Consider the following 25,349-nt stretch of genomic DNA (forward strand, 5'->3'; position numbering starts at 1 on the left):
ACAGAGAAAGGATCAGGGCCGAGTTGGCGGCGCTCGCGACGGGCTTCACGAGTGATTCGATGGTAATCAGCCAGCCTGGGAAAGCCCAGAGCACCGGCCCGATCGCGTTGTCTCCCGCGCGCTCGCGCCCGTGCCATACTGAGAGCGCGCCCGATGAGGGGCGTACGGGGGCGACCCCGTTCCATTCACAACGGATCGTCCGGCACGTACCTGCCGGTGAAGGAGAAGAAACGATGGCGACTGTCACTTTCGACAACGCAACCCGTCTGTACCCCGGTGGCACGCGCCCCGCGGTCGACAAGCTCAACCTCGAAGTGGGCGACGGCGAGTTCCTCGTCCTGGTCGGCCCCTCGGGTTGTGGAAAGTCCACCTCGCTGCGCATGCTCGCCGGCCTCGAAGAGGTCAACTCGGGCAGCATCCGCATCGGTGAGCGCGACGTCACCGACGTGCCCCCGAAGGACCGCGACATCGCGATGGTCTTCCAGAACTACGCGCTGTACCCGCACATGACGGTCGCCGAGAACATGGGCTTCGCGCTCAAGATCGCCGGCGTCGGCAAGGAAGAGCGCGCTCAGCGCGTGCTCGAGGCCGCCAAGCTCCTCGACCTCGAGGAGTACCTGACCCGCAAGCCGAAGGCCCTCTCGGGTGGTCAGCGTCAGCGCGTCGCGATGGGTCGCGCCATCGTCCGCAAGCCCCAGGTCTTCCTCATGGACGAGCCGCTGTCGAACCTCGACGCCAAGCTCCGCGTGCAGACGCGCACCCAGATCGCCTCGCTGCAGCGCAGCCTCGGCGTCACCACGGTGTACGTCACCCACGACCAGACCGAGGCCCTCACCATGGGCGACCGCATCGCGGTCCTGAAGGACGGCGTCCTGCAGCAGGTCGGCACCCCGCGCGACCTGTACGAGAAGCCCAACAACGTCTTCGTCGCCGGCTTCATCGGCTCGCCCGCCATGAACCTGTTCTCGGCTTCGCTCGCCGAGGGCGGCGTGCAGTTCGGCACGAAGGTCGCGGCCATCGAGGCCGACACCCTCGGCAAGGCTCACGGTTCGACGGTCACCATCGGCGTCCGCCCCGAGGACATCATCGTCAACCCCGAGGACGGCCAGGGTCTGACCGTCGACGTCGACCTGGTCGAGGAGCTCGGTGCTGACGGTTACCTCTACGGCCACACCGACATCAACGGCAAGCGCACCGACATCGTCGCGCGCGTCGATGGCCGCCGTCACCCGAACGCGGGCGACCGGGTCGTGCTGGCTCCCGTCACCGGACACATCCACGTGTTCGACGGCGAGACCGGTGAGCGTCTGACCGACAAGGCCATCGCTTCGGCCTGATCCGGTATCTTCGTACGCTGCGGCGCGGGTGGCCTCTGGTCGCCCGCGCCGCAGTCTTTGCGCCTCACATCCGATCGGAGACCCCGTGACCGCTTCGCTCTCGATCACCGCCAGCAGTGTCGACCCGGGTCTGCTCGCCCTCCCCTGGTCGACGACCCTCGCCGACTGGTCGACGCCCGACATCGTCTATCTGCCCAAGGGCATCTCGCGCCACCTCGTGCGTTTCGCCAACCTCTCCGGACGGGTCGTGGCGATCAAGGAGACGACGGCGGCGATGGCTCGGCGCGAGTACGAGATGCTGGGTTCGCTGCAGCGCCTCGACGTGCCCTGCGTCGAGCGCGTCGCGGTCATCGACGGCCGCCGTGACAAGAACGGCGGGGAGTTGCCTGCGGCCCTCGTGACGGCGCACCTGAAGTTCTCGCTCCCCTACCGGGCCCTGTTCACCCAGGTGCTCCGCCCCGACACCGCGACGCGTCTCGTGGACGCCCTTGCCGTCCTCCTCGTGCGTCTGCACAACGTCGGCTTCTTCTGGGGTGACGTCTCGCTGTCGAACACGCTCTTCCGCCGCGACGCCGGCGCGTTCGCCGCCTACCTCGTCGACGCCGAGACCGGTGAGCTGCACGAACGCGGCCTCACGCGCGGTCAGCGCATGCACGACCTCGACATCGCCCGTACGAACATCGCCGGCGAGATCATGGACCTCGAGGCCGGCGGGCGCCTCGAAGGCGGCGTCGACGCGATCGCCGTGGCCGACGGCATCATGTCGTCGTACCACTCGCTGTGGGCGGCTCTCACAGACCAGGAGACGTTCTCGGCGAACGAGTCGTGGCGCATCACCGAGCGCGTTCAGAAGCTCAACTCGCTCGGCTTCGACATCGGCGAGATGTCGATCGACGCCGCAGCCGACGGCACGCGCGTGTCGATCCAGCCGAAGGTCGTCGATGCCGGCCACCACCAGCGGCGTCTGCTCCGGCTGACGGGACTGGATGTCGAGGAGAACCAGGCCCGGCGTCTGCTCAACGACCTCGACGAATTCAGTGCACGCGTGTCACGACTCGGATCGAACGAGGAGATGGTCGCGCACGAATGGCTGACCCGCGTGTTCGAGCCCGTCGTGCTCTCGGTGCCGTGGGATCTGAGGGCCAAGCTCGAGCCTGCGGAGCTGTTCCACCAGGTGCTCGAGCACCGCTGGTACCTGTCGCAGACCGAGGGCCGCTCGGTGCCGCTCGCCGAAGTGCTGTCGTCCTACGTCGAGAACGTGCTTCGTCACCGACGCGACGAAGCGACGGTGATGGGCCCGATGACCGAGACGATGTCGGTACCGACCATCACCGACGCGGTCCCGGTCGACGATGACGACGCCGAGGTCGACTGGCGCGACCTGGTCTGAACGTCCACCGGCACGGCCCGCGGGTCACGCCCGCGGACCGTGCCGCGCGTCAGTAACCGACGGTGAAGCGCTCGCGGACGTGCTTCGGGTTCTCGATCTCATCGACGACGGCGATGGCGAAGTCGGCGCCCGAGATGAACGAATCGCCGTTCTCGTCGGTCACGAGGACGTCGCCGCCGTCACGGTAGTGTCCGGTGCGCTCACCCGGGTTGAACGAGCCGAAACCACCCGCGGGGTGGATGAAGAACCAATCGCGGCCACTGTCGTCGGCCTGCAGGTCGTCGAGGATGCCGATGGCTTCGAGCGCCTCGTCCTTGAACTCTTCGGGGAAGCCGCTGTCGACCAGACGCGGGCCGCCCGGCGCGACCAGGCTGCCGCCCGCGCCGCCGACGACGCCGAGACGCACGTTCTCGGGCAGGCTCTCGGCCAGTAGCGCCGTGTTGGGGCGCACCTGACCCTGCATGTCACCGCGCGGTGCCACGGCCGAGACCACGACGTCGACCCCTTCCAGCTGCGAAACGAGGGCGGGCACGTCGAGCAGCGTCCCCTCCAGGTAGGTCGCACCCTCGACGCGCTCGGCGGGAACCTTGCGGGCGACGGAGACGACGGTGTGGCCGCGCGAGACGGCCTCCTCGACGATGTGGCTGCCGGCGTAACCGGTGCCTCCGATGACGGCGATACGTGCCATGACTGTTTCCTCCATTGGGTGTCGAGCGCGGGCACGGGCCCGCGCATGCGGCCGATCAGCGAGCGGGCTGGGTGTGCCAGATGCGGTCGATGTAGTCGCGGATCGAGCGGTCCGACGAGAAGAAGCCCGTTCGGGCGACGTTCAGGATGGCCGATCGGGTCCAGGCGTCGCGGTCGGCGTAGGCGGCATCCACCCGCTCCTGAGCGGCGATGTACGACGTGTAGTCCGCGAGCACCATGAAGCGGTCGTCGTAGAGCAGGTTCGACACGACGGGCTCGAAGGTCGAGCGGTCGCCGTCCGAGAATGCCCCGGAGCCGATGAGGTCGAGCGCGCGACGCAGCTCCTCGTCGGCCTGGGCGAACTCCCCCGGACGGTACCCCGCGGCCCAGAGCTCTTCGACCTCGGGCTCGCTCATGCCGAACAGGAAGAAGTTGTCGTCGCCGACGAGCTCGCGGATCTCGACATTCGCGCCGTCGTCGGTGCCGATGGTGAGCGCCCCGTTCAGGGCGAACTTCATGTTTCCCGTGCCCGAGGCCTCCTTGCCGGCGAGCGAGATCTGCTCCGACAGGTCGGCCGCGGGAATCACCCGTTCGGCGAGGGTGACGTTGTAGTTCGGCGGGAAGACGACCTTGAGCCGCCCCTCGAGACGCGGGTCGTTGTTGACGACCGAGCCCACGGCGTTGATGAGGTGGATGACGCGCTTGGCCATCGCGTACCCCGGGGCCGCCTTGGCCCCGAAGATGAATGTGCGCGGCTGCAGATCGGATGCCGCGACCCGGCCCGACACGACCCGCTCATAGAGCGTGACGATGTGGAGCAGCTTGAGGGTCTGGCGCTTGTACTCGTGCAGCCGCTTGACCATGACGTCGAGCAGGTGATCGTCGGCGATCTGGAATCCGTCGCGCTTCATCAGCACGTCGTTCAGGCGGCGTTTGTTCGACGCCTTGACGTCGGCGAACGCCACGCGGAAGTCCGGGTCTTCGGCGTACGACTCGAGCTCGCGGAGCCGCTCGAGGTCGGTGAGCCAGCCCGTGCCGAGCGCGGCGGTGATGAGATCCGACAGCTCGGGGTTCGCCAGACGCATGAAGCGGCGCGGGGTCACCCCGTTCGTCACGTTCGTGAACTTCTCGGGCATCATCTCGTCGAACTGATGCAGCACCTTCTCGCGCAGCAGCTGCGAGTGCAACTCGGCGACGCCGTTGACCTTCGCACCGGCGACCGTGGCGAGGTAGGCCATGCGCACCGCGCGGTGCTCGGACACGATCGACATGTCGCGCAGGCGCTGCTCGTCGTCGCCGAACCGCTCGCGCACGCGCAGCAGGAACTCGTCGTTGATGCGGTAGATGATCTCGAGATGCCGCGGCAGCAGCCGTCCCAGCAGATCGACCGACCAGACCTCGAGCGCCTCCGGCAGCAGCGTGTGGCAGGTGTAGGCGAAGCACTTCTGGGTGATCGCCCACGCGGCGTCCCAGTCGAGCTTCCGCTCGTCGACGAGAACGCGCATCATCTCGGGGACCGCGATGACGGGGTGCGTGTCGTTGAGCTGGAAGATCACGCGGTCGGGCAGATCCTCGATCACGAAGTCGTCGGGCAGCACCTTCGTCATGTAGTCGGCGATGGATGCCGCGACGAAGAAGTACTGCTGCTGGAGCCGCAGCTCCTTGCCCTGCGGCGTGGAGTCTTCGGGGTAGAGGACCTTCGAGATGTTCTCGGCGAAGGTCTGCGCGCGCACCGCCTCGACGTAGTCGCCGCTGTTGAAGGTGCGGAGATCGAATGCCTTCGTCGCCTCCGCGCTCCACAGGCGGAGGGTGTTCACCCGCCCGTTCTGGTAGCCGGGCACCATGTAGTTGTAGGGCACGGCGCGGACGCTCCAGGCCGGCACCCAGCGGCTGCGGATGACGCCCTCGTCGTCGTAGGTCTCGGTGTGACCGCCGAACGACACGGTCTGCGCCGCCTCCGGGTGGCGGAATTCCCAGGGCGACCCGAGCGCGAGCCAGGCGTCCGGCTTCTCGATCTGCTCGCCGTTGCGGAAGACCTGGCGGAAGATGCCGTACTCGTACCGGATGCCGTAGCCGATGCTCGGAACGCTGAGGGTCGCGAGCGAGTCGACGAAGCACGCGGCGAGCCGCCCCAGGCCACCATTGCCCAGCCCCGGCTCGACCTCGTGCCCGCGCATCGTGTCGATGTCGATCCCGCACGCGGCGAGCGCTTCGGTGGCGATCTCGGTGAGCCCGGCGGCAAGCAGGTTGTTGTCGAGCTGGCGGCCGAGGAGATACTCCGCCGACAGGTAGCACACGGCCTTGCGCTGGTCTTCGCGCTGACGACGCTGGTCCTCGAGCCACCGCGCCACGAGGTAGTCGCGCACGGTCGCGGCCAGCGCCATGTACTTGTCGGTCTCGGTGGCCGACGAGAGCGCGACGCCGCGTTCCATGTTGAGATTCAGCAGGAACTCGCGCACGAAGCCGTCGACCGTCGCCGGAGGCGAGGCCACCGGCGCGAGCGCCAGCGGGTGCGTCGCAACGGCCGTGCGGGAATCGGAGGTCTTGTCGTTCTCGCTCACGGTTCGAAACTACCCGGTCGACCGCGATCGCGTCGGGCCACCGGCCATGAACTGAGCGGAATTTACAGGAAGGTCATCGCCCGGTCACAGCCCGGCGCGACCTGCCGATCACTCCTGGGCCGCGCGGATCGTGGCGACCTGGTAGAGCGCGACGGATGCCGCGATCCCGGCGTTCAGCGACTCTGTCGCCGACGAGATCGGGATCGAGACGACCTGGTCGCACGTCTCGGTCACCAGGCGCGAGAGACCCTTGCCCTCCGAGCCCACGACGATGACGACGGGGCGATCGGCGAGCTGCAACGAGGGCAGCTCGACGTCGCCCCCGCCGTCGAGGCCGAGCACGAAGACGCCCTGCTTCTTGAACTCCTTCAGCGTGGTCGTCAGGTTCGGCGCGATCACCACCGGGATACGCGCGGCCGCGCCGGCGCTGGTCTTCCACGCCGCGGAGTTGACGCCAGCCGAGCGACGCTGCGGGACGATGACGCCCTGACTGCCGAAGGCCGCCGCCGAACGCATGATCGCGCCGAGGTTACGCGGGTCGGTGACGCCGTCGAGGGCGACGAACAGCGGAGTCTCACCCGAGTCGATGACCTCCTCGAGCAGATCCTGCGGGTGGCCGTATTCGTACGGGGGCACCTTGATCGCCACGCCCTGGTGCACGCCGTCGAAGCCGGCCATACGGTCGAGCTCCTGACGGGTGACCTCGAGCACCGGGATGCCGCGGTTCGTCGCGATCGACAGCATCTCCTTGACGCGGTCGTCCATCTCGACGCGCTGCGCGATGTAGAAGGCCGTCGCGGGGATCTTCGCGCGCAGTGCCTCGAGCACGCTGTTGCGGCCCGTGACGGTCTCGGTGTCGTCACCCGACTTCGACTTCGGCGACCGGTTCGAGCTGCCCTGGCGCTGCTGCGGCTTGCCGCCTGCGGCGACGTAGCGCTCCTGGGCGGCCTTCCGCTTGCCGGCGGGGTGCCAGGCGCGATCCTCCGCCTTCGGAGTCGGGCCGCGCCCCTCGAGCGAGCGGCGGTTCTTCCCACCGGTGCCCTTCGTGGGCCCCTTCTTCTTGCCGCGTCCGGCGGACGGGTTTCCTGGCTTAGCCACGGTTCACACTCCAATGGGTCCCCTCGGGACCGTCTTCGAGGACGATGCCGGCCGCCGCGATCGCGTCGCGGATACGGTCGGCTGTCGCCCAGTCCTTGCTGGCGCGCGCCTCGGCGCGCTGGTCGATCATCGTGCGCACGAGCGCATCGAGGGCGATGGTTCCGGCGTCGTCGCCACGCGCTCGATCCGCGGCGTCGAGTCCGAGGACGCGCAGCATCCCATCCACGGCCGTTACGGCGCCCGCGACAGCTTCGCGGTCGCCTTCGTCGAGAGCGGTGTTTCCCGCGCGGACGGTCTCGTGGAGCACGGCGAGGGCCTGCGGCACGGCGAGATCGTCATCCATCGCGGCAGCGAAGGCGGCGGGCAGGTCGCCGCGAGCGGCCGATGCCTCGGGAACCATGCGGTCTGCACGTTGCCGGAACGACTGGATGCGCCCGAGGGCCGCCTCGGCCTCGTCGAAGCTCGCGGGCGTCAGGTCGAGGCTGGATCGGTAGTGAGCGGCCCCGAGGGCGTACCTCACCACCTGAGGGTCACGCCCACGCAGCACATCTTCGGCGAGCAGGAAGTTGCCGAGTGACTTCGACATCTTCTGATCGCCGACGGTCACGAGGCCGTTGTGCACCCAGTACCGGGCGAAGGCGTCGCCCGCTGCGGTCGACTGCGCCAGCTCGTTCTCGTGGTGCGGGAAGCGCAGGTCGAGGCCGCCGCCGTGGATGTCGAACTCGCCGCCGAGGTAGCGCCGGCTCATCGCCGAGCACTCGATGTGCCATCCGGGACGGCCCGTCCCCCAGGGCGAGCTCCAGCCGGCATCCGACGGCTCCTCGGGCTTCGCGGCCTTCCACAGGGCGAAGTCGCGAGGATCCCGCTTGCCCCGCGGATCGGCGTCGGTCGCGGCCTCCATCGCATCGAGCGACTGGCGCGTCAGCGACCCGTACTCGGGCCACGAGCGCACGTCGAAGTACACGTCGCCCGAACCGTCGGGCGCCGCGTAGGCGTGACCGCGTTCGATCAAAGTCTCGATGAGCTCGATCATCTGCGGAACGGACGCCGTCGCGCGCGGCTCGTACGTGGGGGGCAGCACCCCGACAGCCGCGTAAGCACGCGTGAACTCGAGCTCGATCCGATACGCCAGCGCCCACCAGGGCTCCGTGTCCGTCGCGTTCGCGAGGATCTTGTCGTCGATGTCGGTCACGTTGCGCACGAACGTCACACGCCCGTGACGGTGCTCGAGCCAACGGCGCAGGATGTCGAACCCGACGGCTGCCCGCACATGACCGATGTGCGGGCCCGACTGCACCGTCGGACCGCAGACGTAGACCGTGACGTTCGACGGGTCGCGGGGCGCGAAATCACGCAGCGCCTGCGCGCGGGTGTCGTAGAGGCGAACGGTCACTGCACCAGCCTACCGGCGGGGCGCCGCGCCGCCGTGGCATGCGCACGCTCGCCGACACGGTAGAACTGGAGGGTGCTGTCTGTGATCGCCGTCCTCGTCGCGGCGGTGCTGTTCGGCACCACCGGCACCGCGCAGGCACTCGGGCCCGGGGACACGACGCCGCTGGGCGTCGGAGCCGCTCGTCTCATCGTCGGAGGAACGGCCCTCGCGGTCGTCGGCCTGGCGATCGGAGCGCGCCGACAGCGCACGCGCCTCGCGCGTGACGGCATCCGCCCGGCCGGCGGTCCGCGGGCCGTCGCGCTGATGATCGTGACCGGGCTGTGCCTCGCGCTGTATCAACCGCTGTTCTTCCTCGGCACGGCCCGCAACGGTGTCGCCGTGGGAACGGTGATCGCTCTCGGCTCCGCACCCGTGCTCGCCGGCCTGCTGGAGTGGGCGCTCACCCGGCGACGGCCGACCACGTCGTGGATGACTGCGACGGCGCTGGCCACCGCAGGAGTGGCGCTGCTCGCCATCGCGGGAGGCGGCTCGGCAGGAGCCGACGGCCTCGGCGTGATGGGGTCGGTCGGGGCGGGCGCGTCGTTCGCCGTGATCGCGAACGCCCAACGGCGGTTGATCTCCGGAGGCTGGGACGCGTTCACCGTCTCGGGCGCGATGGGCGCCGGAGCGGCGGTCTGCGGCGCCGCGATGGTTCCCTTCACCGACATGGGCTGGCTGACCGACCCGCGGGGCTGGACGATGACCCTCTGGCTCGGCATCGCGACGGTCGCGCTCGCGTACGCCCTGTTCACGTGGGGACTGGGCGGCTTGAGTGCGGCGACCGCCGCCACCCTCACCCTCGCCGAGCCGCTGACCGCGAGCCTGCTGGGCGTGCTCATGCTTGGCGAACGCCTCGCCCCGTTGGCGCTGGTGGGGCTTGCGGTACTGGCCGCCGGGCTGGTGCTGCTCGCCGTCACCTCGCGGTCTCGCCGAAACCCCGCCCCTACGCCTCTGGAGGCCTGACATGACGCATTCCCTCACGATCGTGCGCGACGACCTGACCGGCGAGGCGACACGGGGTCTCATCGCCGCGCACCTGGCCGGGATGCTCGCCAACACGCCCGTCGAGAGCGTGCACGCACTCGACCTCGGAGAGCTGCAGCATCCGTCGGTCCAGGTGTACTCGGCCTGGATCGGCGATGAGATCGCCGCCGTCGGCGCGTTCAAGACCTTCGACTCCGATCGTGCCGAGCTCAAGTCGATGCGGGTCGCCGATGCGTTCCTGGGGCGCGGGCTGGGGCGCGCGATGCTCCGGCATCTCGAGCGCGAGGCGCGGCAAGCCGGCGTCCGATCGCTCTGGCTCGAGACCGGGGCGGGCCCCGATTTCGTCGCCGCACGGGCCCTGTACGAGAGCGCAGGGTTCTCGTACTGCCCGCCTTTCGGCGACTACTCCCCCGACCCGCTGTCGGTCTTCATGACGCGCGACCTCGCCCCCTCGCCCGGCCCCGCTGCGCCCTGAGCCGCAACGCGGTCGCCGTCGGGCGCAGTTCGAGGCATCAGGCGCAGCTTGAACCGCGCCTCACACGTGAAAGTGCGCCCCACTCGGGCCAGGCCGCCGGCTGAGACGTCAGCGGATGCGGTGCACGAGCGCGACCGCGGTGGCCGAGACGCCTTCGCCGGCGCCGGTGAACCCGAGGCCGTCAGTCGTCGTCGCGGCGACGGAGACCGGCGCCCCGAGTGCCGCTGTCAGGACCGCCTCGGCCTCGGCACGGCGCGAGGCGAACCGCGGCCGATTGGCCTGCACCTGCACCGAGACGTTTCCGATCGCGAAGCCGGCCTCGGCGACGAGCTCGCGCACGCGACGGAGGAACACGACCCCCGAGGCACCCGCGTATTCGGGACGATCGACCCCGAAATGCGTGCCGATGTCTCCGAGACCTGCGGCGGCCAGCACCGCGTCGACGATGGCATGAGCGACGGCGTCGCCGTCGGAGTGCCCACGCAGGCCCGGTTCGCCGGGCCATTCCAATCCCGCCAGACGCAGCGCTCCGTCTCCGCCGAACGCGTGGACGTCGGTGCCGATGCCGACGAGCGGCAGCACGGATGCCGCGTTCGCGGCGGGCCCGAGAAGATGACGCGCCCGGTCGAGGTCGGCCGGCGTGGTGATCTTGAACGACACGTCATCACCGGCCACGGTCTGCACTGGGTGACCGGCGGCTGCGAACAGCGCAGCGTCGTCGGTGTGTTCCTCGGTCGCCCCGGCGTACACCGCTTCGAGGAGCGCACGCGGAAAGCCCTGCGGCGTCTGTGCCGCGACGAGCGGGGCGCGATCGACGGCTTCATCGACCACCCGGCCGGTCACGCGTTTGAGCGTGTCGACGACGGGGCGGACGGGCACTACGCCGGCACCGGTCCTCTCGACCTCGGCGATCACCCGTTCGAAGACCTCCGGCGGGGTCAGGGCACGAGCAGCGTCGTGGACGAGCACGACCTCGACGTCGGCCCACAGCGCGTCCAGCCCCGCGGCGACCGACTGCTGACGTGTCTGACCACCGACGACGACTGAGACGAGGTCGGCGCGTTCGCCGAAAACCGCCTCGGCTTCGGTCTGCGCGTCGCCCTCACGCCCGTGCGGCGCGACGATCACGACCTGGGCAGTCGGCGCGGCGACCACCCCCTCGAGAGCGTGCCTCAGGATCGAGTGCTCGTCGATGCCGACGAACGCCTTCGGCGCTCCGGCAGCGAGTCGCGTTCCGGAGCCGGCGGCGACCACGATGACCGCGACGCGCGGAACGGGGATGATGCCCACGGCAGCGGATGCCGACTCGGCCTCAGGAAGCGAGGACCTCGTCGAGGACGCCCGAAGCGTGCTCCTCGTCGGCCTTGAGCGCGAGCGCGATCTCTGACACGAGGATCTGACGCGCCTTCGCGAGCATGCGCTTCTCACCTGCGGACAGACCACGATCCTGGTCGCGACGCCACAGGTCGCGGACGACCTCGCTCACCTTGATGACATCGCCCGAGGCGAGCTTCTCGAGGTTGGCCTTGTACCGGCGCGACCAGTTGGTCGGCTCTTCGGTGAAAGGAGCACGCAGGACGTCGAACACACGCTCGAGCCCGTCCTTGCCGATGACGTCGCGAACGCCGACCAGATCGACGTTGTCAGCCGGGACCTCGATGATGAGGTCTCCCTGGGTGACGTTGAGCTTCAGGTATTTCTTCGTCTCGCCCTTGATGATCCGGTCCTTGACCTCGATGATCGTGGCTGCCCCGTGGTGGGGGTAGACGACGGTTTCGCCAACCTCAAAAAGCATGGAGTTATATCCCTTCGGCAACATCCAGGATAACACAGGGGGCATACAGTAAGGTTTGCCGCCGCTTGTGCCCGGCGGCATCCCGGCGGTGTCGGCGCGCGACCCCCGTCACCGTTTAGACTGCTGAGGTCGCTGTCTGCCTGCCTGGAGGATCCGTGAAACTGCGAATCGTCGCCTCGATTGCCGTGGGCGCCGCCCTGACCCTGGGAGCCACCGGCTGCAGCATGATCTCGCCGCAGGCGACGACCATCGACTTCTCCGCCTCCGACGGCGTGAACATCCCGCCGTCGGGCCCGCTCGACGTGCGCAACGCGATGGTCATCGCCGACGAGTCCGGCACCTCGGGCAACTTCCTCGCCGCCATCGTCAACCCCACCGATGACGACCACACACTCATCTTCGGGTTCGGCGGCGTCACCACGACCCTCGAGGTTCCGGCCCGCGACAGCATCAGCCTCGGTGTCGACGGCAACGAGCCGATCCTGCTCGACGGCATCGACACCCAGCCCGGCGCGACGCTGCCGATGGCGTTCCAGTCGGGCGACGCCGAGGGCGTTCTCATCGACGTCCCGGTCCTCGACGGCACGCTCCCGTACTACACCGAGTACGTCCCGCGCGAGGCGCCGACCCCGTCGGCCACTCCCACGCCGTCGGCCACGCCGACCCCGTGACGACTCGGCGCCTCTGACTTCCCGCTTCCCGCCTGCTGCGGGGCGCACGAACTTCGGAGTACGTCGCGGACCTCGGACCGTTGGCGCAGATTCCTCCGAGAGCCGCGTCACCCTCCGAAGTTCGTGCGTCGTCAGCCCTCGAAGCGGTAGCCGAGTCCCCGTACGGTGAGCAGCATCGACGGTCGCCCCGGATCGGTCTCGATGCGCGAGCGGATGCGCTTGATGTGCACGTCGAGCGTCTTCGTGTCGCCGAAGTAGTCGCTCCCCCACACGCGGTCGATCAGCTGGCCACGGGTCATCACACGGCCCGCGTTGCGCATGAGCACCTCGAGCAGCTCGAACTCCTTCAACGGCATATTGATCTCGCCGCCGTCGACGGCCACCGTGTGGCGGTCGAGGTCGATCGTGACCCGGCCGCCCACGAGGACACGCTCATCCACGTCGACATCGGCTGTCGCGGCCCGGCGCAGCACAGCGCGCATCCGTGCGAGCAGCTCGCGCGACGAGTAGGGCTTCGTGACGTAGTCGTCGGCACCGAGCTCGAGCCCCACCACGATGTCCACCTCGGAGTCCTTGGCGGTGAGCATGATGATGGGCGTCTTCGAGGTGGTCCGGATGATGCGGCAGACCTCGGTTCCCGGCATCCCGGGCAGCATGAGGTCGAGCAGCACGATGTCGGCTCCGCGCGACTGGAACGCCTCGAGCGCGGCGGGCCCGTCCTCGGCGATCTCTACCTCGAAACCCTCCCGCCGCAGCAGATACGCCAGGGGGTCAGCGAGGTCGGGCTCATCCTCCACGAGCAGGACACGGGTCATGATGGGTCTCCCTTGGGTCGGGCGGGCAGCGCCCGGCCGATCTTCTTTCTGGTCTTGCGCGGGGCCGTCGCCGCACCGTCGGGGGCGGCGATCGCGGGCAGGCGGATCGTGAACGTCGAGCCACGACCGGGGCGCGACCACAGCTGGACCTCGCCGCCGTGGCGCTGCACGGCGTGCTTGACGATCGCGAGCCCGAGCCCGGTGCCGCCCGTGCGCCGCGAGCGGGCATAGTCGGCGCGGTAGAAGCGCTCGAAGACACGCTGCTGCTCGCTCTCGGGGATGCCGATGCCGCGATCGGTCACCGCGATCTCGACCGTGTCGTCCGTGCCCCGGATGCCCACGCCGACCTGACTGGCGGGCGGCGAGTACACGATGGCGTTCGCGATGAGGTTGCCGACCGCTTCGCTCAGCACCTGCACGTCGCCGCGCACGTACAGGCCGCGATCGCCGCCCCGCACGAGCGCGACGCCCGCCGACTCGGCAGCGATCGCGTGCGTCTCGATCGCCGACGTCACGACCTCGTCGATGGCGACATCCCGCAGTTCGGTCAGCTCGTCGGACGACTGCAGCCGCGACAGGCTCATGATGCGCGAGGTGAGGTTCCCGAGCCGCATCGCCTCGGCACTGAGCCGGCTGGCGAACGAGCGCACCTGCTCGGGGTCGTCGGCCGCCGACTCGATCGCCTCGGCGAGCAGGGTGACGGCTCCGACCGGCGTCTTCAGCTCGTGGCTCGTGTTCGCCACGAAGTCGCGTCGCATCTCCGCGAGCCGCTCCCGCTCGGTGATGTCGCGCACGAGCACCAGCGTGAACCGGGGGGTGATGCTGCTCGCGCGCGCGACGATCAGCCGCGGCTCCGCGGGAGCCACCCCGCGACGCAGCTTGAGCGTGCCCGTCTCGGAGTGCGGCACGCCGCGGGAGGACCGCAGCAGCTCGCGCAACTCGTCGCCGGGGACCGTCTCGCCCTCGAAGAGCCCGAACAGCTCGGCGGAGGGAGACGTGGCCACGATGGTGAACGACGCGTCGACGATCAGCGCGGCTTCATCGAGTGCCGCGAGCACGTCGCGCGCGCCCGCCGGGAGATCGCCGTCGGCCTGCTCCTGCGCTTGGGCGCGCGCACGCCAGGCGAGGAAGGCCACAGCGCTGATGAGAAGGCCGACGAACGCGCCCGCGAGAAGGGCGACCAGCGCGAGCTGCGTCGGATTCATTCCTTCAGATTAAGACGTGGCACGGCGCCCTCCCATCGCGTCCGGGCCGTTCCTACCCCGACTCGGACTGATGTTCATCGCCTCGGCACCGTTCGTTAACCTTGTCGAGCGACAATCGCGTCGCCGTGAGTACGGCGTCGTGCTGTCTCCGCAAGAAGGAAAGGTGCTCCGATGCGCGAAGTCTTCCACCAGTCCCTCGAGGACGTCCAGACCCGCCTGGTCGAGATCTCCGAGCTGGTGACCGTCGCGATCGAGAAGGCCACGCGTGCATTCGGCACGAGCGACATCACCCTCGCCGAAGAGGTCATCGACGCGGATGCCGTCATCGACGACAAGGCCATCGCGATCGACGAGCTCGCCATCGAGATCCTCGCGCGTCAGCAGCCGGTCGCCCGCGACCTGCGCATCGTCGTCTCAGCGCTGCGCACGAGCGCGTCGCTGGAGCGCATGGGCGACATCGCCGAGCACATCGCGCAGCTGACGCGCATGCGCTTTCCCGAGCGCGCGATCCCGAAGGGCTTGAAGGGCACCTTCACCAAGATGGGCGAGATCGACGTCGAGGTCGCGCGTACGCTGACCGAGCTGCTGCGCTCCGAGGACCTCGCGCTCGTCGAGACGCTGCGTGGTCTCGACGACCGGCTCGACGACCTCCACCTGAGCGTCTTCGAGAAGGTCCTCAGCGAGAACTGGCAGGGCGAGGCGGCGGCGACCGTCGATGCAACGCTCGCCAGCCGCTACCACGAGCGCTTCGCCGATCACGCAGTGACGGTGGGCAAGCGGGTGGCCTACCTCGCCACGGGCGAATGGCGTCCCGACACCGAAACGATCAACGTCATCGTGAACGAGAACGGTCTCTGACCGACATCCGATCGACGACGAGGGGGCGGTGCCGATCGGCACCGCCCCCTCGTACGTGTCGTGCTTACGCCTTGCCCTGATTGGCCACGGCTGCGGCGCCGGCGGCGGCGGCCTCGGGGTCGAGGTACTCGCCCGGCCCGAGCGGCTTCAGGTTCTCGTCGAGCTTGTAGACCAGCGGGATGCCGGTCGGGATGTTCAGCTCGGCGATGTCGTCGTCGCTGATGCCCTCGAGCTGCTTGACGAGAGCGCGGAGCGAGTTGCCGTGAGCGGTGACGAGCACGGTCTTGCCGTCGCGCAGGTCGGCGGCGATGTCGGACTCCCAGTACGGCAGCAGACGGTCGATGACGAGCTTGAGCGATTCGGTGCGGGGCACCTCGCCGTCGATGCCGACGTAGCGCGGGTCGTTGACCTGGCTGTACTGGTCGTCGTCGGCGAGGGGCGGCGGCGGAACGTCGAACGAGCGGCGCCACAGCATGAACTGCTCGTTGCCGAACTCGGCGAGCGTCTGCGCCTTGTCCTTGCCCTGCAGCGCTCCGTAGTGACGCTCGTTCAGGCGCCACGACCGCTTGACCGGGATCCACAGGCGATCGGCGGCGTCGAGCGCGATCTGAGCGGTCTGGATGGCACGGCTGAGGACGGACGTGTAGAGGACGTCGGGCAGCAGGCCGGCCTCGGCGAGCAGCTCACCGCCGCGCTGGGCCTCGGCCTTGCCCTGGTCGGTCAGTCGGACATCGACCCAGCCGGTGAACTGGTTGGACTTGTTCCACTCGCTCTGCCCGTGGCGGAGGAGGATCAGCGTGTACGGCGCACTCATACTCCGAGTCTATCGAGCCGGGGCCTGCGATCATGGGGGCATGGCCCCGGGACATATCGGGCAGGCCACCCGTGGAACCACCAACACGAATCGCCTGCGGCGCGTCGATCGCTGGATCGCGCGGCATCCCGTGCTGCGCCGGTGCGCCGATCCCCTCGTGATCGACCTCGGGTACGGGGCGAGCGGCGTGACAGCGTTCGAGCTCGAGGCACGTCTGCGCCTCGCACGAGCCGACGTCGAGGTCGTCGGACTCGAGATCGATCCCGAGCGCGTCGCCCGGGCGCGCGAGCAGCTCGAGGAGGTCCGCGCCGGGCGCACGTCCTTCGCACCGGATGCCCGCGTCGGGTTCGAACGAGGTGGATTCGAGGTGCCCGCGCCGGGCGGGCGCCGACCCGCGATCATCCGCGCCTTCAACGTGTTGCGCCAGTACGACGAGGCGGATGTCGCCGACGCGTGGACGCGGATGACGTCGCGCCTCGCGCCCGACGGGATGCTCGTCGAGGGCACGTGCGACGAGATCGGCCGCGTCAGCACCTGGATCGAGGTGGGACCGGATGCCGCGCCCCGCAGCCTCACCGTCTCACTGCGCCTGTCTGGACTGGACTCGCCCGCCATCGCGGCCGAACGTCTGCCGAAAGCCCTCATCCACCGCAACGTCGTGGGCGAGCGCGTGCACGATCTGCTGGCCCTGCTCGACGACGAGTGGCGCCGGGCCGCGCCGGCATCCGCTTTCGGTCCCGTCCAGCGGTGGCGTTCCGCTCTGGGCGCGATGGCCGACCGCGGATTCGACCTTGGCGACCGCTCACGGTGGCGTTTGGGCGAGTTCACGGTTCCCTGGAGTGCGGTCGCGCCGCGCTGAGCCCGGGCGCCGAGCGCCGCGATGTCAGCCTTCGTGCCAGTCGGCCGCGTCGCGCCGAGCGGCAGCGCGGCGGGCCACGGCGACGGCGGCCTCGTAGCCGTCCTCGGGGTAGGAGACGAGGTGATCGGTCGCGAGCGCGTGAAGACGGACATTCCATTGCGCCGACGCCGCTGCAGCGTCGATCGCTTCACGGCCCGATTCACCGAGCATCACGAACGCCCGGCTGAGGCTCTGCTGGAGGTCGTCCGGGCCGACTCCGAAGTGGGCGGCCAGCTCCGATGCGAGGGCGGCACGCTCGGCCTCGGGGGCGAGCCCCGCCGCCGTGCGCCACGCGGTCCGTGCGACAGCGGTGTCGTCGTCGTGCAGGAGCTCCCGCGTGATCGCGGGCCAGGCCCGCGGGTCGCGGATCTTCGAGAGCGTGTGGAGCGCCTGGGCACGCGCCTGCGGCGACGCCGATCCGAGCTCGGGCAGCACCGTCTCGAGGGTCGTGTCGCGGTCTTGTCGGGTCAGCGCCCAGGTGAGGGTCTCGCGCACGGTGAAGTCGGGCTCGTGGGCGCACTGCTCCACGAGAACCGGAACGTATTCGGGGCGGGGATACGTTCCGGCAGCCATCGCACTGCGGACCCGCTCGGACCCGTCGGCTGATCCCAGTGCGCGGCGCAGCAGGTCGGCGGCAGTCGGCGTGTTCTCGCTGGTCATGTCACATTCCTCCCCCTCCATCGAACACGCTCGCCGGCCCGCGGGCTCCGTGCGCGTCGATTTCACAACGCCGTCCCAGGTGGGACCGTGCGTGGCTTCGTCGGCGCCGCAATCAGGCTGGCCGCGACGATGGCCCGGTTGCAGCGACCGACGCACGAGCGCAGCCTGTTCGCGGCGCACAAGCCTGCGGCTCCATGCTTCGGTGCTCACGTCCCGCGCGGGCGACAGCGACCGGTCGCACGTCCGCTCCATTCGGTCGCGAGCCCGTTCCGGCGACAGGCTGAATGCGGCCCGATGCACGGTTCGGCAAGCACGGCGCAAGTACAGCCTGTCGACGGCACCGTCCTCGGCGCTGAGCGGCGAGCCGTGGCGGCCGTGAGGCAGCGCCTCACGTGCGAGCGATACGGGCTCAGATGCGCGGCATCGTCGCGCGGGCCTCGGCCTGCGGCATCCCCGCGGCGGTCAGCAGATCGACCACGAGCGGACGCAGCGCGGTGATGACGTTCTGGTCTCCGAGCGAGGAACCGGGCGCCAGAGTCGTCGGGTCGAGGCGGGTCGCGACCGCGAGCAGCGACTCGCGGGCGGCGGGTTCGAGCGCGATGTCGTCGATCGACCTTCCCAGCAGGTCGGCCGCACGGGAGATCTGGGCGAGCAGGTCGGCGGCGATCGGGCGCGGTTGGCGGTCTTCGAGGGCGTAGACGACACGGCGGGCGATGACCCGGAGGTTGCGCGTGGCCAGGTCGAGTGAGGCCCGCATGCGGTCCTGACGTTGCAACTCCTCGCGCTGGCGCCGGAGGAACGGCGAGATGCGGGCCACGGCGAGGCCGGAGTCGAGCGATGTCGTCCAATCGTCGACGAGCGGCTGTAGCGCCCGCGCCTTCTCGAGCCCCCGGTCGGCTCGGACCCGGTCGCCGCGGCGCAGTGCTTGGATGACGGCCACGGCAGCGCCCTCGAACCCGGAGAACAGGGCCCGGCCCGCGCGCGAGACCTCACGCAGCGGTCGGCGCGGCAACAGGGCCGTCGCGAGCAGGGCGGCGACCGCGCCCACCGAGCCGTCGACGAGACGGAGGAACGGCATGCTCCCCGGAATCGCGATGACGATCACCGACTGGATCGCGGCCGAAATGGCGAAGCTCGGCTGTGCCGAGAGCAGCCTCGCGGTGAGCAGCGTCGCAGCGAGGGCCAGGGCGAGCTGCCAGGTGCCCGAACCGACGGCGAGCACGATGAGCTCCGACACCAGCACACCGACCAGCATCCCGATCACCGTCTCGAGCACGCGCCGCGGCCGGGCGTCGCGGACGAGCCCGAGGCTCGAGATGGTCACGGTCGCGGCGAGCAGGGGTGATGGGTGCCCCAGGACGAGGTGCGCGAACGCATAGGCCGCGGATGCCGCGACGACGATCTGCACGATGGCCGGAGCCGAGTCGCGGGCGCGTTCGAAACCCCGCCGTGGGCGTACGCGAGCCCGCCAGCCGGTCGCGATGGGCGCGGTGACGGCGGGCGGCTCATCGGCACGCTCGGGCGCCACGTCAGGTGCGGCGGCTCAGGCGAGGCAGCCGCGGCGGTGCGGCGGTGCGGCCGGCATCGGGCGGAACGACGACTTCCTGGACCGCCGCGACCGTGTCGTCACCGGCATCGACGATGAGGTCGGCGTCGACCGGCACCGAACGCTTCACGATGGCGAGGGCGATAGGCCCCTGCTCGAAGTGCCGCGCGGCCGAGGTGACCCGCCCCACCTCGTCGCCGTCGCGGCGCACGATCGCGCCGGGTTCGGGAATCACCGCGTCGCTGCCGTCGAGCTGCAACGCCACGAGGCGACGGGGAGGATGCCCCAGGTTGTGCACCTTCGCCACCGTCTCCTGGCCGCGGTAGCAGCCCTTCGACAGATGGACGGCGGTGCGGAGCCAATCGACCTCGTGCGGAAGCGTCATGCCGTCGGCCTCGGTGGTCGCACGCGGCCGCCAGGCGGCGATGCGCAGAGCGTCGGCCGCCCATCGTCCGGCGACGCGGCGGCGTCCCGCGACGGCGTCATCGGCGAGCCGGCGGAGTTCGTCGCGGTCGAGGACCGCCTCGGCCCAGTCACGTCCGGCCGCGGGATGACCCTCGTCCGCCGCGTATCCCCATCCACCGATGGAGACTTCCGGCCACGGATCGCGCCACACGACGGATGACGTCAGGTCGGCGACCGCGGCCGCCGTTCCGCCGACGACGGCGGTGTCGCCGGAACGATCGGTCACCTCGACGCGCAAGCGGAACCGCATGCGCGTGAGCCAGGTGACGAGCCCGTCGAGACGCTCGGCATCGGTGATGAGCCAGGTCGTCTCGCCGTCGTCGACGACGGATGCCGCGTGCTCCACGTGACCCTGCGGGTCGAGCACGAGCAGCTCGGTGCTCTCGCCCGGGAGAAGCCGCGTCAGCGCCTGCGAGGTCAGCGAGTCGAGCCAGCTGAGACGGTCGGGGCCCGCGACGGTCACCACCGCGCGATCGCCCAGCGGCGCGACGGCACTGCCGCTGTCGAGAAGCTGCTGCTCACGCATCGGGTTGCCGATGTGCAGGAGTCCGAGTTCGTCGCACACGGCCCCGTCGACGTCGGCGAAGGTCGCGCCGTCGCCCGACATCACTCGGCCTTGGCCAAGCGGGCCGACGCGTGTGAGGCGAGCTCGCCCCCGAGTGCGGCGATGTCCCAGGCCCACAGGAGATGCCCGTCGACGAGGCCGTACATGCGCGTGGCTGCGGTGTACTCCTTCGCCCCCGCGGTGCGCACGACCGCGTCGGTGGCGAGGTCGATGCGCGGACCGCGGACCTGCCCGAGGTACAGCTCGCTCACGCCGTCGGAGTGGACGAGCGCGACCTCGAGGTCGAAACCGCCTTCGTCGTTGCGGAGCGCCTCGACATCGTCGACGGTCCGCTCGCGCGCGGGAGCGGATGCCGGCAACAGGCCCGGTCCGGCGTCCTCGGCCGCGGCCGGTCGCGCGACTCGCCAATATCCGGTCTCGGCCACGAGCGGACGGATACGCGCACCACTGTCGTCGATCAGCCAGGCGTTGGCGGAGTAGTTCAGATAGTCGCCGCCGTCGTGACTGAAGCTCACCTGGTGCGCGAACTCGCCGGTGAGATGGCCGTCGGCCGTCTCGTAGTCGATGACGCCCGAGCCCTCCCAGACTCCGAGCAGCCACGACAGCGGAACGAGGTCCGCCGGCAGGTCGGTGGGCAGCTCGAGCACGGTGTCAGCGCTGGCCGCGGTAGAGGTTCTTCACGACGACGCCCGACACGAAGACGATGGCGAGCGACGCCAGTCCGAGCAGGCCCACGTAGAAGATTTCAAGCGCGAGGAGATCCATGCCTCTACTCTATGCCCGCACGGGCCGTCCGCGCCTGTAGAAGGGGGCCGTGGTGCCCGCCGCGTTCACGCGCCGACGAGTGACGACAGCCCGAATCCGATGCCGATGAACCCCATGACGAACAGCGCACCGAGCACGCTGACCGCCACGCGCTCGATGAATCCCCGCACGCGCCCGAGCACCAGCTGGATCACGAACGCCAGGACGAGGCAGCCGCCCAGGGCCACCGGCATCCACATCGCACGCTCGTCGACCGGCGCGAGAACCCCCACCAGGATGGCCGCGACAGCGGCGGCGATCCAGACGGCGACGACTCCGGCGACGGTGCGCGGCGGTGCGAGATCGGGCGTGGTCACCGTCCCATTGTGGCCCACGGTGTCGCCCTGCGCGACGCTGCGCACAGCCCGCGCCCAGCGAACGCCTAAGATGAGTGCACGTCCCGGCCGCTCCCGGAGGAATCCCCGTTGGCACAGCTTCTCGTTCTGAGTTCCACGCACGGCGGTGGTCTCGCGCTCCCGGCGCTCGAGCTGCTCAGCCACCGGGTCCGGCAGATCCCCGCCGAACCCGCCCAGCTCGTCAACGCCCCCAGCGCCGAGGTGGTCTTCGTCGACGCGCGTCACGACCTCGTCGGCGCGAAGTCGCTGTGCAAGATCCTGGGCAGCACGGGTATCGATGCACCTCTCGTGCTCATCGTCACCGAGGGCGGCCTCACCGCCGTGTCCACCGACTGGGGCATCGACGACGTCATCCTCGTCACAGCCGGCCCCGCCGAGATCGACGCCCGCATCCGCCTCGCAATCGGACGCGTGAGCAAAGAAGCGGTGTCGAGCCGCATCCAGACCTCCGGCATCACGATCGACGAGTCGTCGTACTCGGCCAAGGTGCACGGGCGGCCCCTCGACCTGACGTACAAGGAGTTCCAGCTGCTGCACTTCTTCGCGACGCACCCCTCACGGGTCTTCACGCGTGAGCAGCTGCTGAGCGAGGTGTGGGGCTACGACTACTTCGGCGGCACCCGCACGGTCGACGTTCACGTGCGGCGTCTGCGCGCGAAACTCGGCGATCTCGAACAGCTGATCGGCACCGTGCGCAACGTGGGCTACCGCTTCAACGTCTATGAGGACGAGCCGGTTCCCGCCGGCGGCGACTCCGCGCAGAGCTGACTCTCCGTCTCGTTCACCGGCAGGACACGCAGGACTGCCATGATGAGGGGATGATCGACACCGAGGCTCTGGACTCCGGTCTGGGCGACGCCGACGACGACGACTTCGACCCGGCCGTCGAAGACGTCGACGCACAGCTGCCCGACCACCGCTACACCGACCGTGAGATCAGCTGGCTCGCGTTCAACCAGCGCGTGCTCGAGCTCGCCGAAGACCCGACTCTGCCGGTGCTCGAGCGAGCCAACTTCCTCGCGATCTTCGCCAGCAACCTCGACGAGTTCTTCATGGTGCGCGTCGCCGGGCTCAAGCGGCGCATCGTGACGGGTCTCGCCGTCCCCACCAACGTCGGGCGAGCTCCGCAGGAGGTGCTCTCCGACATCTCCGCCGATGCGCACGCGCTGCAGCTACGTCACGCGAGCGCGTGGGGAGACATGATCCAGCCGGCGCTCCGGGATGCCGGCATCGAGATCGTCGGATGGGACGACCTCGACGAGTCCGAGCGCGGACGCCTGTACGACTACTTCCAGGCGCAGGTGTTCCCCGTCCTCATGCCCCTGGCCGTCGACCCGGCGCACCCTTTCCCCTACATCTCGGGCCTGTCGCTGAACCTCGCTATCCGGATCCGCAACGCCAAGACCGGACGACAGGAATTCGCACGCCTCAAGGTGCCGCCGATGCTCCCCCGGTTCGTGGAGCTCAACACCGGCACCTCGGTCAAGCGCTACCTTCCGCTCGAGGACCTGATCGCCAACAACCTCGAAGACCTCTTCCCCGGCATGGAGATCCTCGAGCATCACACCTTCCGACTCACGCGCAACGAAGACGTCGTGATCGAGGAGGACGAGACCGAGAACCTGATCCAGGCGCTCGAGGCCGAGCTTCTCCGGCGTCGCTTCGGCCCGCCGATCCGGCTCGAAGTGACCGAGGATATGGACGACGTCACGCTCGACCTCCTGCTCGGCGAGCTCGACATCACCGATCAGGAGGTGTACCGCCTGCCGGGGCTGCTCGACCTGCGCGGCCTCTTCGACCTCGCCCGCATCGACCGTCCCGAGCTGCGGTACAAGCCGCACGTTCCCACGACGGCGACCGCGTTCCAGCCCGCCGAGCAGAACGGGCGCACCGACTTCTTCGGCGCCATCCGTGCCGGCGACGTGCTCGTGCACCACCCGTACGAGTCGTTCACGACGAGCGTCGTCGCGTTCCTCGAGCAGGCGGCGCGTGATCCTCACGTGCTCGCCATCAAGCAGACGCTCTACCGCACGTCGGGCGACAGCCCCATCGTGCAGGCGCTGATCGACGCCGCCGAGCGCGGCAAGCAGGTGCTCGCTCTCGTCGAGGTGAAGGCCCGTTTCGACGAAGCCGCGAACATCGTCTGGGCCCGCAAGCTCGAGAAGGCCGGTGTCCACGTCGTCTACGGCCTCGTCGGGCTGAAGACGCACTGCAAGCTGCTGCACGTCATCCGCGAAGAAGACGGCGCCCTGCGCAGCTACAGTCACATCGGCACGGGCAACTACAACCCCAAGACGAGCCGCCTCTACGAGGACTTCGGACTGTTCACGAGCGACGAGCAGGTCGGACGAGACCTGACGCGACTGTTCAACGAGCTCAGCGGCTACGCGATCGAGAAGAAGTTCAAGCGCTTGCTGGTGGCCCCCCTCCATCTGCGCAAGGGCCTGCTGCGCCACATCGACGCCGAGCGACGCAACGCGCTCGAGGGCAAGCCCGCCCACATCCGCATCAAGGTCAACTCGATGGTCGACGAGCAGATCATCGACGCCCTCTACCGGGCGAGCCAGGCCGGGGTGCGGGTGGACGTCTGGGTGCGCGGTATCTGCTCGCTCCGCACCGATCTTCCGGGCGTGACCGACAACATCACGGTGCGCTCGATCCTGGGACGCTACCTCGAGCACTCGCGCATCTTCACGTTCCACAACGCCGGCGACACCATCGCCTACATCGGCAGCGCTGACATGATGCACCGCAACCTCGACCGCCGTGTCGAGGCGCTCGTCCGGGTCGTCGCGCCCGCGCACGTCAAAGAGCTGACGACGCTGTTCGACCTCGCGATGAGCGACGCGACCAGCTCGTGGCATCTCGGCGAGGGCGGCGTCTGGACGCGCCATGCGTTCGACGACGATGGCAAGCCGCTCGCCGACCTGCAGGACCGCACGATGGCGCATGTGCAGCGGCGTCGCCGGGCGCGCGCGGTGCGATGACCGACACCGCGGTGTACGCGGCCGGTGGCGTGGTCTGGCGGTGGGTCGACGGCAAGGTCAAGGTGCTGATCATCCACCGCACCAAGTACCGCGACCTGACGCTTCCGAAGGGAAAGGTCGACCCCGGTGAGATGCTCGCCGAGACCGCCGTGCGCGAGATCCGGGAAGAGACCGGCATCTCGGTCCGGCTCGGGCCGCCCGTCGGTGTGTCGAGGTACCACCTGCCGAGCAAGAAGCAGAAGATCGTGCACTACTGGGCGGCGGAAGCGACCGACCTGGCCATCCGGATGTCGACGTTCGTGCCGAACAAGGAGATCGCGGCGCTGGAGTGGATGGGCCTCAAGAAGGCCCGCAAGGCGCTGAGCTACCCCGTCGACGTCGAGATCCTCGACGAGTTCGTGCGGCTGGTCGACGAGCGCGCCATCGACACGTTCCCCCTCATCGCTCTGCGCCACGCGAAGGCCGTGCCCCGCGAGGACTGGGACCGCGAGGATGCGGCGCGGCCGTTGTCGGCCCGCGGCAAGAAGCAGGCGCACGCCATCGTCGGCCCGCTCCTCGCCTTCGGCGTCCGCCGCATCGTCTCCTCCGATGCGCGCCGCTGCGTGCGGACCGTGACGCCGCTGGCGGCGGCGATCAGCCGACGCATCGACACCTCGCACCACCTCTCGCAGGACGCATGGGAGAACGGCCGGGCCGATGTCCGGTCGGTCATCGGCGACCGTGTGCGTGCCAGGAAACCCGTCGTGCTCTGCTCCCACGGCCCCGTGCTGCCCGACCTGCTGAACGAGATGGCGCTGGCCACCGGAACCCTGCGCGGGTCCTACCTCGGCAGTGCCTCGGCGCTCGAGACCGGTGCGTTCTCGGTCGTGCACCTGCCGCGCGAGAACCCGGGTTCGGGGATCGTCGCGATCGAAACGCACATGCCGAAGGTGTGATCTCGCACGCG

Annotated in this window: 24 protein-coding genes; 10 read left to right on the forward strand and 14 right to left on the reverse strand. The window is 69.5% G+C overall.

The features are described 5' to 3' along the window. Window positions 1-233: 233 nt before the first annotated feature. Together QUC20_RS10470 and QUC20_RS10475 are read left to right on the forward strand one after the other, a co-directional pair. Complete coding sequence (locus QUC20_RS10470) at window positions 234-1,337, forward strand: ABC transporter ATP-binding protein (RefSeq protein WP_120264964.1); 1,104 nt, start codon at window positions 234-236, stop codon at window positions 1,335-1,337. A gap of 85 nt (window positions 1,338-1,422) precedes the next feature. Then, the gene (locus QUC20_RS10475) at window positions 1,423-2,727 is read left to right on the forward strand and encodes a DUF4032 domain-containing protein (protein ID WP_289329826.1); all 1,305 of its coding nucleotides are present in this window, start codon (window positions 1,423-1,425) and stop codon (window positions 2,725-2,727) included. A gap of 49 nt (window positions 2,728-2,776) precedes the next feature. Here the strand turns inward: QUC20_RS10475 and QUC20_RS10480 are convergent, their stop codons facing one another. From QUC20_RS10480 to cysS, 4 genes are all read right to left on the reverse strand, one after another. Further along, window positions 2,777-3,415, reverse strand: a complete 639-nt coding sequence (locus tag QUC20_RS10480; RefSeq protein WP_289329827.1) for an NAD(P)-dependent oxidoreductase — start codon at window positions 3,413-3,415, stop codon at window positions 2,777-2,779. Between the two features lie 55 nt (window positions 3,416-3,470). Beyond that, window positions 3,471-5,921 (reverse strand): glycogen/starch/alpha-glucan phosphorylase, encoded by a 2,451-nt coding sequence (locus QUC20_RS10485; protein ID WP_434543670.1) that lies wholly within the window; start codon window positions 5,919-5,921, stop codon window positions 3,471-3,473. Between the two features lie 162 nt (window positions 5,922-6,083). Beyond that, a complete protein-coding gene (gene rlmB, locus QUC20_RS10490) occupies window positions 6,084-7,073 on the reverse strand; it encodes a 23S rRNA (guanosine(2251)-2'-O)-methyltransferase RlmB (protein WP_120264961.1) in 990 nt (329 codons plus the stop codon). Continuing rightward, window positions 7,066-8,466 carry a cysteine--tRNA ligase gene (gene cysS, locus QUC20_RS10495; RefSeq protein ID WP_289329828.1) on the reverse strand — a complete coding sequence of 467 codons (1,401 nt, stop codon included), beginning with the start codon at window positions 8,464-8,466 and terminating at the stop codon, window positions 7,066-7,068. Before cysS ends, rlmB begins: the two co-directional genes overlap by 8 nt. 72 nt (window positions 8,467-8,538) lie before the next feature. Between cysS and QUC20_RS10500 the strand changes: the two genes are divergently transcribed. Further along, the gene (locus QUC20_RS10500; RefSeq protein ID WP_289329829.1) at window positions 8,539-9,468 is read left to right on the forward strand and encodes a DMT family transporter; all 930 of its coding nucleotides are present in this window, start codon (window positions 8,539-8,541) and stop codon (window positions 9,466-9,468) included. A 1-nt stretch (window position 9,469) separates the two neighbouring features. Further along, on the forward strand, window positions 9,470-9,964 hold the full coding sequence (locus QUC20_RS10505) for a GNAT family N-acetyltransferase (RefSeq protein WP_289329830.1): 495 nt from the start codon (window positions 9,470-9,472) through the stop codon (window positions 9,962-9,964). A gap of 108 nt (window positions 9,965-10,072) precedes the next feature. Here the strand turns inward: QUC20_RS10505 and ispD are convergent, their stop codons facing one another. Both ispD and QUC20_RS10515 read right to left on the reverse strand, forming a co-directional pair. Then, window positions 10,073-11,254 (reverse strand): 2-C-methyl-D-erythritol 4-phosphate cytidylyltransferase, encoded by a 1,182-nt coding sequence (ispD, locus tag QUC20_RS10510; protein ID WP_289329831.1) that lies wholly within the window; start codon window positions 11,252-11,254, stop codon window positions 10,073-10,075. 22 nt (window positions 11,255-11,276) lie between these two features. Continuing rightward, on the reverse strand, window positions 11,277-11,759 hold the full coding sequence (locus tag QUC20_RS10515; RefSeq protein WP_076690104.1) for a CarD family transcriptional regulator: 483 nt from the start codon (window positions 11,757-11,759) through the stop codon (window positions 11,277-11,279). A gap of 155 nt (window positions 11,760-11,914) precedes the next feature. Here QUC20_RS10515 and QUC20_RS10520 point away from each other — a divergent pair, with 155 nt between their 5' ends. Further along, window positions 11,915-12,430 (forward strand): DNA modification methylase, encoded by a 516-nt coding sequence (locus QUC20_RS10520; protein WP_120264956.1) that lies wholly within the window; start codon window positions 11,915-11,917, stop codon window positions 12,428-12,430. A 131-nt stretch (window positions 12,431-12,561) separates the two neighbouring features. On the opposite strand, the gene QUC20_RS10525 is transcribed toward QUC20_RS10520, so the two are convergent. Then, entirely contained in the window at window positions 12,562-13,245 is a 684-nt protein-coding gene (locus tag QUC20_RS10525) for a response regulator (RefSeq protein WP_289329832.1), read from the reverse strand. Continuing rightward, a complete protein-coding gene (locus QUC20_RS10530; protein ID WP_120264954.1) occupies window positions 13,242-14,450 on the reverse strand; it encodes a sensor histidine kinase in 1,209 nt (402 codons plus the stop codon). The genes QUC20_RS10525 and QUC20_RS10530 overlap by 4 nt, the downstream gene beginning before the upstream one ends. Window positions 14,451-14,621: 171 nt before the next feature. Here QUC20_RS10530 and phoU point away from each other — a divergent pair, with 171 nt between their 5' ends. Next, a complete protein-coding gene (gene phoU / locus QUC20_RS10535) occupies window positions 14,622-15,308 on the forward strand; it encodes a phosphate signaling complex protein PhoU (protein WP_289329833.1) in 687 nt (228 codons plus the stop codon). A gap of 64 nt (window positions 15,309-15,372) precedes the next feature. Here phoU and QUC20_RS10540 read toward each other — a convergent pair whose 3' ends face one another. Continuing rightward, on the reverse strand, window positions 15,373-16,122 hold the full coding sequence (locus tag QUC20_RS10540) for a phosphoglyceromutase (protein ID WP_120264952.1): 750 nt from the start codon (window positions 16,120-16,122) through the stop codon (window positions 15,373-15,375). Between the two features lie 40 nt (window positions 16,123-16,162). On the opposite strand from QUC20_RS10540, the gene QUC20_RS10545 reads away from it, so the two are divergent. Then, window positions 16,163-16,981, forward strand: coding sequence for a class I SAM-dependent methyltransferase (locus QUC20_RS10545; RefSeq protein ID WP_289329834.1), 819 nt, complete (start codon window positions 16,163-16,165; stop codon window positions 16,979-16,981). A 24-nt stretch (window positions 16,982-17,005) separates the two neighbouring features. Here QUC20_RS10545 and QUC20_RS10550 read toward each other — a convergent pair whose 3' ends face one another. From QUC20_RS10550 to QUC20_RS10570, 5 genes are all read right to left on the reverse strand, one after another. After that, window positions 17,006-17,680, reverse strand: coding sequence for a HEAT repeat domain-containing protein (locus QUC20_RS10550; protein ID WP_120264950.1), 675 nt, complete (start codon window positions 17,678-17,680; stop codon window positions 17,006-17,008). A gap of 409 nt (window positions 17,681-18,089) precedes the next feature. Further along, window positions 18,090-19,208, reverse strand: coding sequence for an FUSC family protein (locus tag QUC20_RS10555; RefSeq protein WP_289329835.1), 1,119 nt, complete (start codon window positions 19,206-19,208; stop codon window positions 18,090-18,092). Between the two features lies 1 nt (window position 19,209). Then, window positions 19,210-20,298 carry a CAF17-like 4Fe-4S cluster assembly/insertion protein YgfZ gene (gene ygfZ / locus QUC20_RS10560; RefSeq protein WP_289329836.1) on the reverse strand — a complete coding sequence of 363 codons (1,089 nt, stop codon included), beginning with the start codon at window positions 20,296-20,298 and terminating at the stop codon, window positions 19,210-19,212. Then, window positions 20,298-20,903 carry a nitrobindin family protein gene (locus QUC20_RS10565; protein WP_120264948.1) on the reverse strand — a complete coding sequence of 202 codons (606 nt, stop codon included), beginning with the start codon at window positions 20,901-20,903 and terminating at the stop codon, window positions 20,298-20,300. Before QUC20_RS10565 ends, ygfZ begins: the two co-directional genes overlap by 1 nt. A 183-nt stretch (window positions 20,904-21,086) precedes the next feature. Then, a complete protein-coding gene (locus QUC20_RS10570; protein WP_120265182.1) occupies window positions 21,087-21,377 on the reverse strand; it encodes a hypothetical protein in 291 nt (96 codons plus the stop codon). Window positions 21,378-21,485: 108 nt separating this feature from the next. On the opposite strand from QUC20_RS10570, the gene QUC20_RS10575 reads away from it, so the two are divergent. The 3 genes from QUC20_RS10575 to QUC20_RS10585 are packed head-to-tail and all read left to right on the forward strand — an operon-like array spanning window position 21,486 to window position 25,338. Then, the gene (locus tag QUC20_RS10575; protein WP_120264947.1) at window positions 21,486-22,184 is read left to right on the forward strand and encodes a winged helix-turn-helix domain-containing protein; all 699 of its coding nucleotides are present in this window, start codon (window positions 21,486-21,488) and stop codon (window positions 22,182-22,184) included. A gap of 50 nt (window positions 22,185-22,234) precedes the next feature. After that, window positions 22,235-24,403 (forward strand): RNA degradosome polyphosphate kinase, encoded by a 2,169-nt coding sequence (locus QUC20_RS10580; protein ID WP_120264946.1) that lies wholly within the window; start codon window positions 22,235-22,237, stop codon window positions 24,401-24,403. Continuing rightward, window positions 24,400-25,338, forward strand: a complete 939-nt coding sequence (locus QUC20_RS10585) for an NUDIX hydrolase (protein WP_289329837.1) — start codon at window positions 24,400-24,402, stop codon at window positions 25,336-25,338. The genes QUC20_RS10580 and QUC20_RS10585 overlap by 4 nt, the downstream gene beginning before the upstream one ends. Window positions 25,339-25,349 lie beyond the last annotated feature (11 nt).

The organism is Microbacterium arborescens (genome assembly GCF_030369635.1).
GTDB lineage: Bacteria > Actinomycetota > Actinomycetes > Actinomycetales > Microbacteriaceae > Microbacterium.

Bases quoted from the DNA above. Each gene is read 5' to 3' on its own strand.
- QUC20_RS10540 (WP_120264952.1), bottom strand. From the start codon at position 16,122: ATGAGTGCGCCGTACACGCTGATCCTCCTCCGCCACGGGCAGAGCGAG.
- phoU (WP_289329833.1), top strand. From the start codon at position 14,622: ATGCGCGAAGTCTTCCACCAGTCCCTCGAGGACGTCCAGACCCGCCTG.
- QUC20_RS10545 (WP_289329834.1), top strand. From the start codon at position 16,163: ATGGCCCCGGGACATATCGGGCAGGCCACCCGTGGAACCACCAACACG.
- QUC20_RS10530 (WP_120264954.1), bottom strand. From the start codon at position 14,450: ATGAATCCGACGCAGCTCGCGCTGGTCGCCCTTCTCGCGGGCGCGTTC.
- QUC20_RS10585 (WP_289329837.1), top strand. From the start codon at position 24,400: ATGACCGACACCGCGGTGTACGCGGCCGGTGGCGTGGTCTGGCGGTGG.
- ygfZ (WP_289329836.1), bottom strand. From the start codon at position 20,298: ATGTCGGGCGACGGCGCGACCTTCGCCGACGTCGACGGGGCCGTGTGC.
- QUC20_RS10505 (WP_289329830.1), top strand. From the start codon at position 9,470: ATGACGCATTCCCTCACGATCGTGCGCGACGACCTGACCGGCGAGGCG.
- QUC20_RS10525 (WP_289329832.1), bottom strand. From the start codon at position 13,245: ATGACCCGTGTCCTGCTCGTGGAGGATGAGCCCGACCTCGCTGACCCC.
- QUC20_RS10470 (WP_120264964.1), top strand. From the start codon at position 234: ATGGCGACTGTCACTTTCGACAACGCAACCCGTCTGTACCCCGGTGGC.
- QUC20_RS10480 (WP_289329827.1), bottom strand. From the start codon at position 3,415: ATGGCACGTATCGCCGTCATCGGAGGCACCGGTTACGCCGGCAGCCAC.
- QUC20_RS10550 (WP_120264950.1), bottom strand. From the start codon at position 17,680: ATGACCAGCGAGAACACGCCGACTGCCGCCGACCTGCTGCGCCGCGCA.
- QUC20_RS10580 (WP_120264946.1), top strand. From the start codon at position 22,235: ATGATCGACACCGAGGCTCTGGACTCCGGTCTGGGCGACGCCGACGAC.
- QUC20_RS10515 (WP_076690104.1), bottom strand. From the start codon at position 11,759: ATGCTTTTTGAGGTTGGCGAAACCGTCGTCTACCCCCACCACGGGGCA.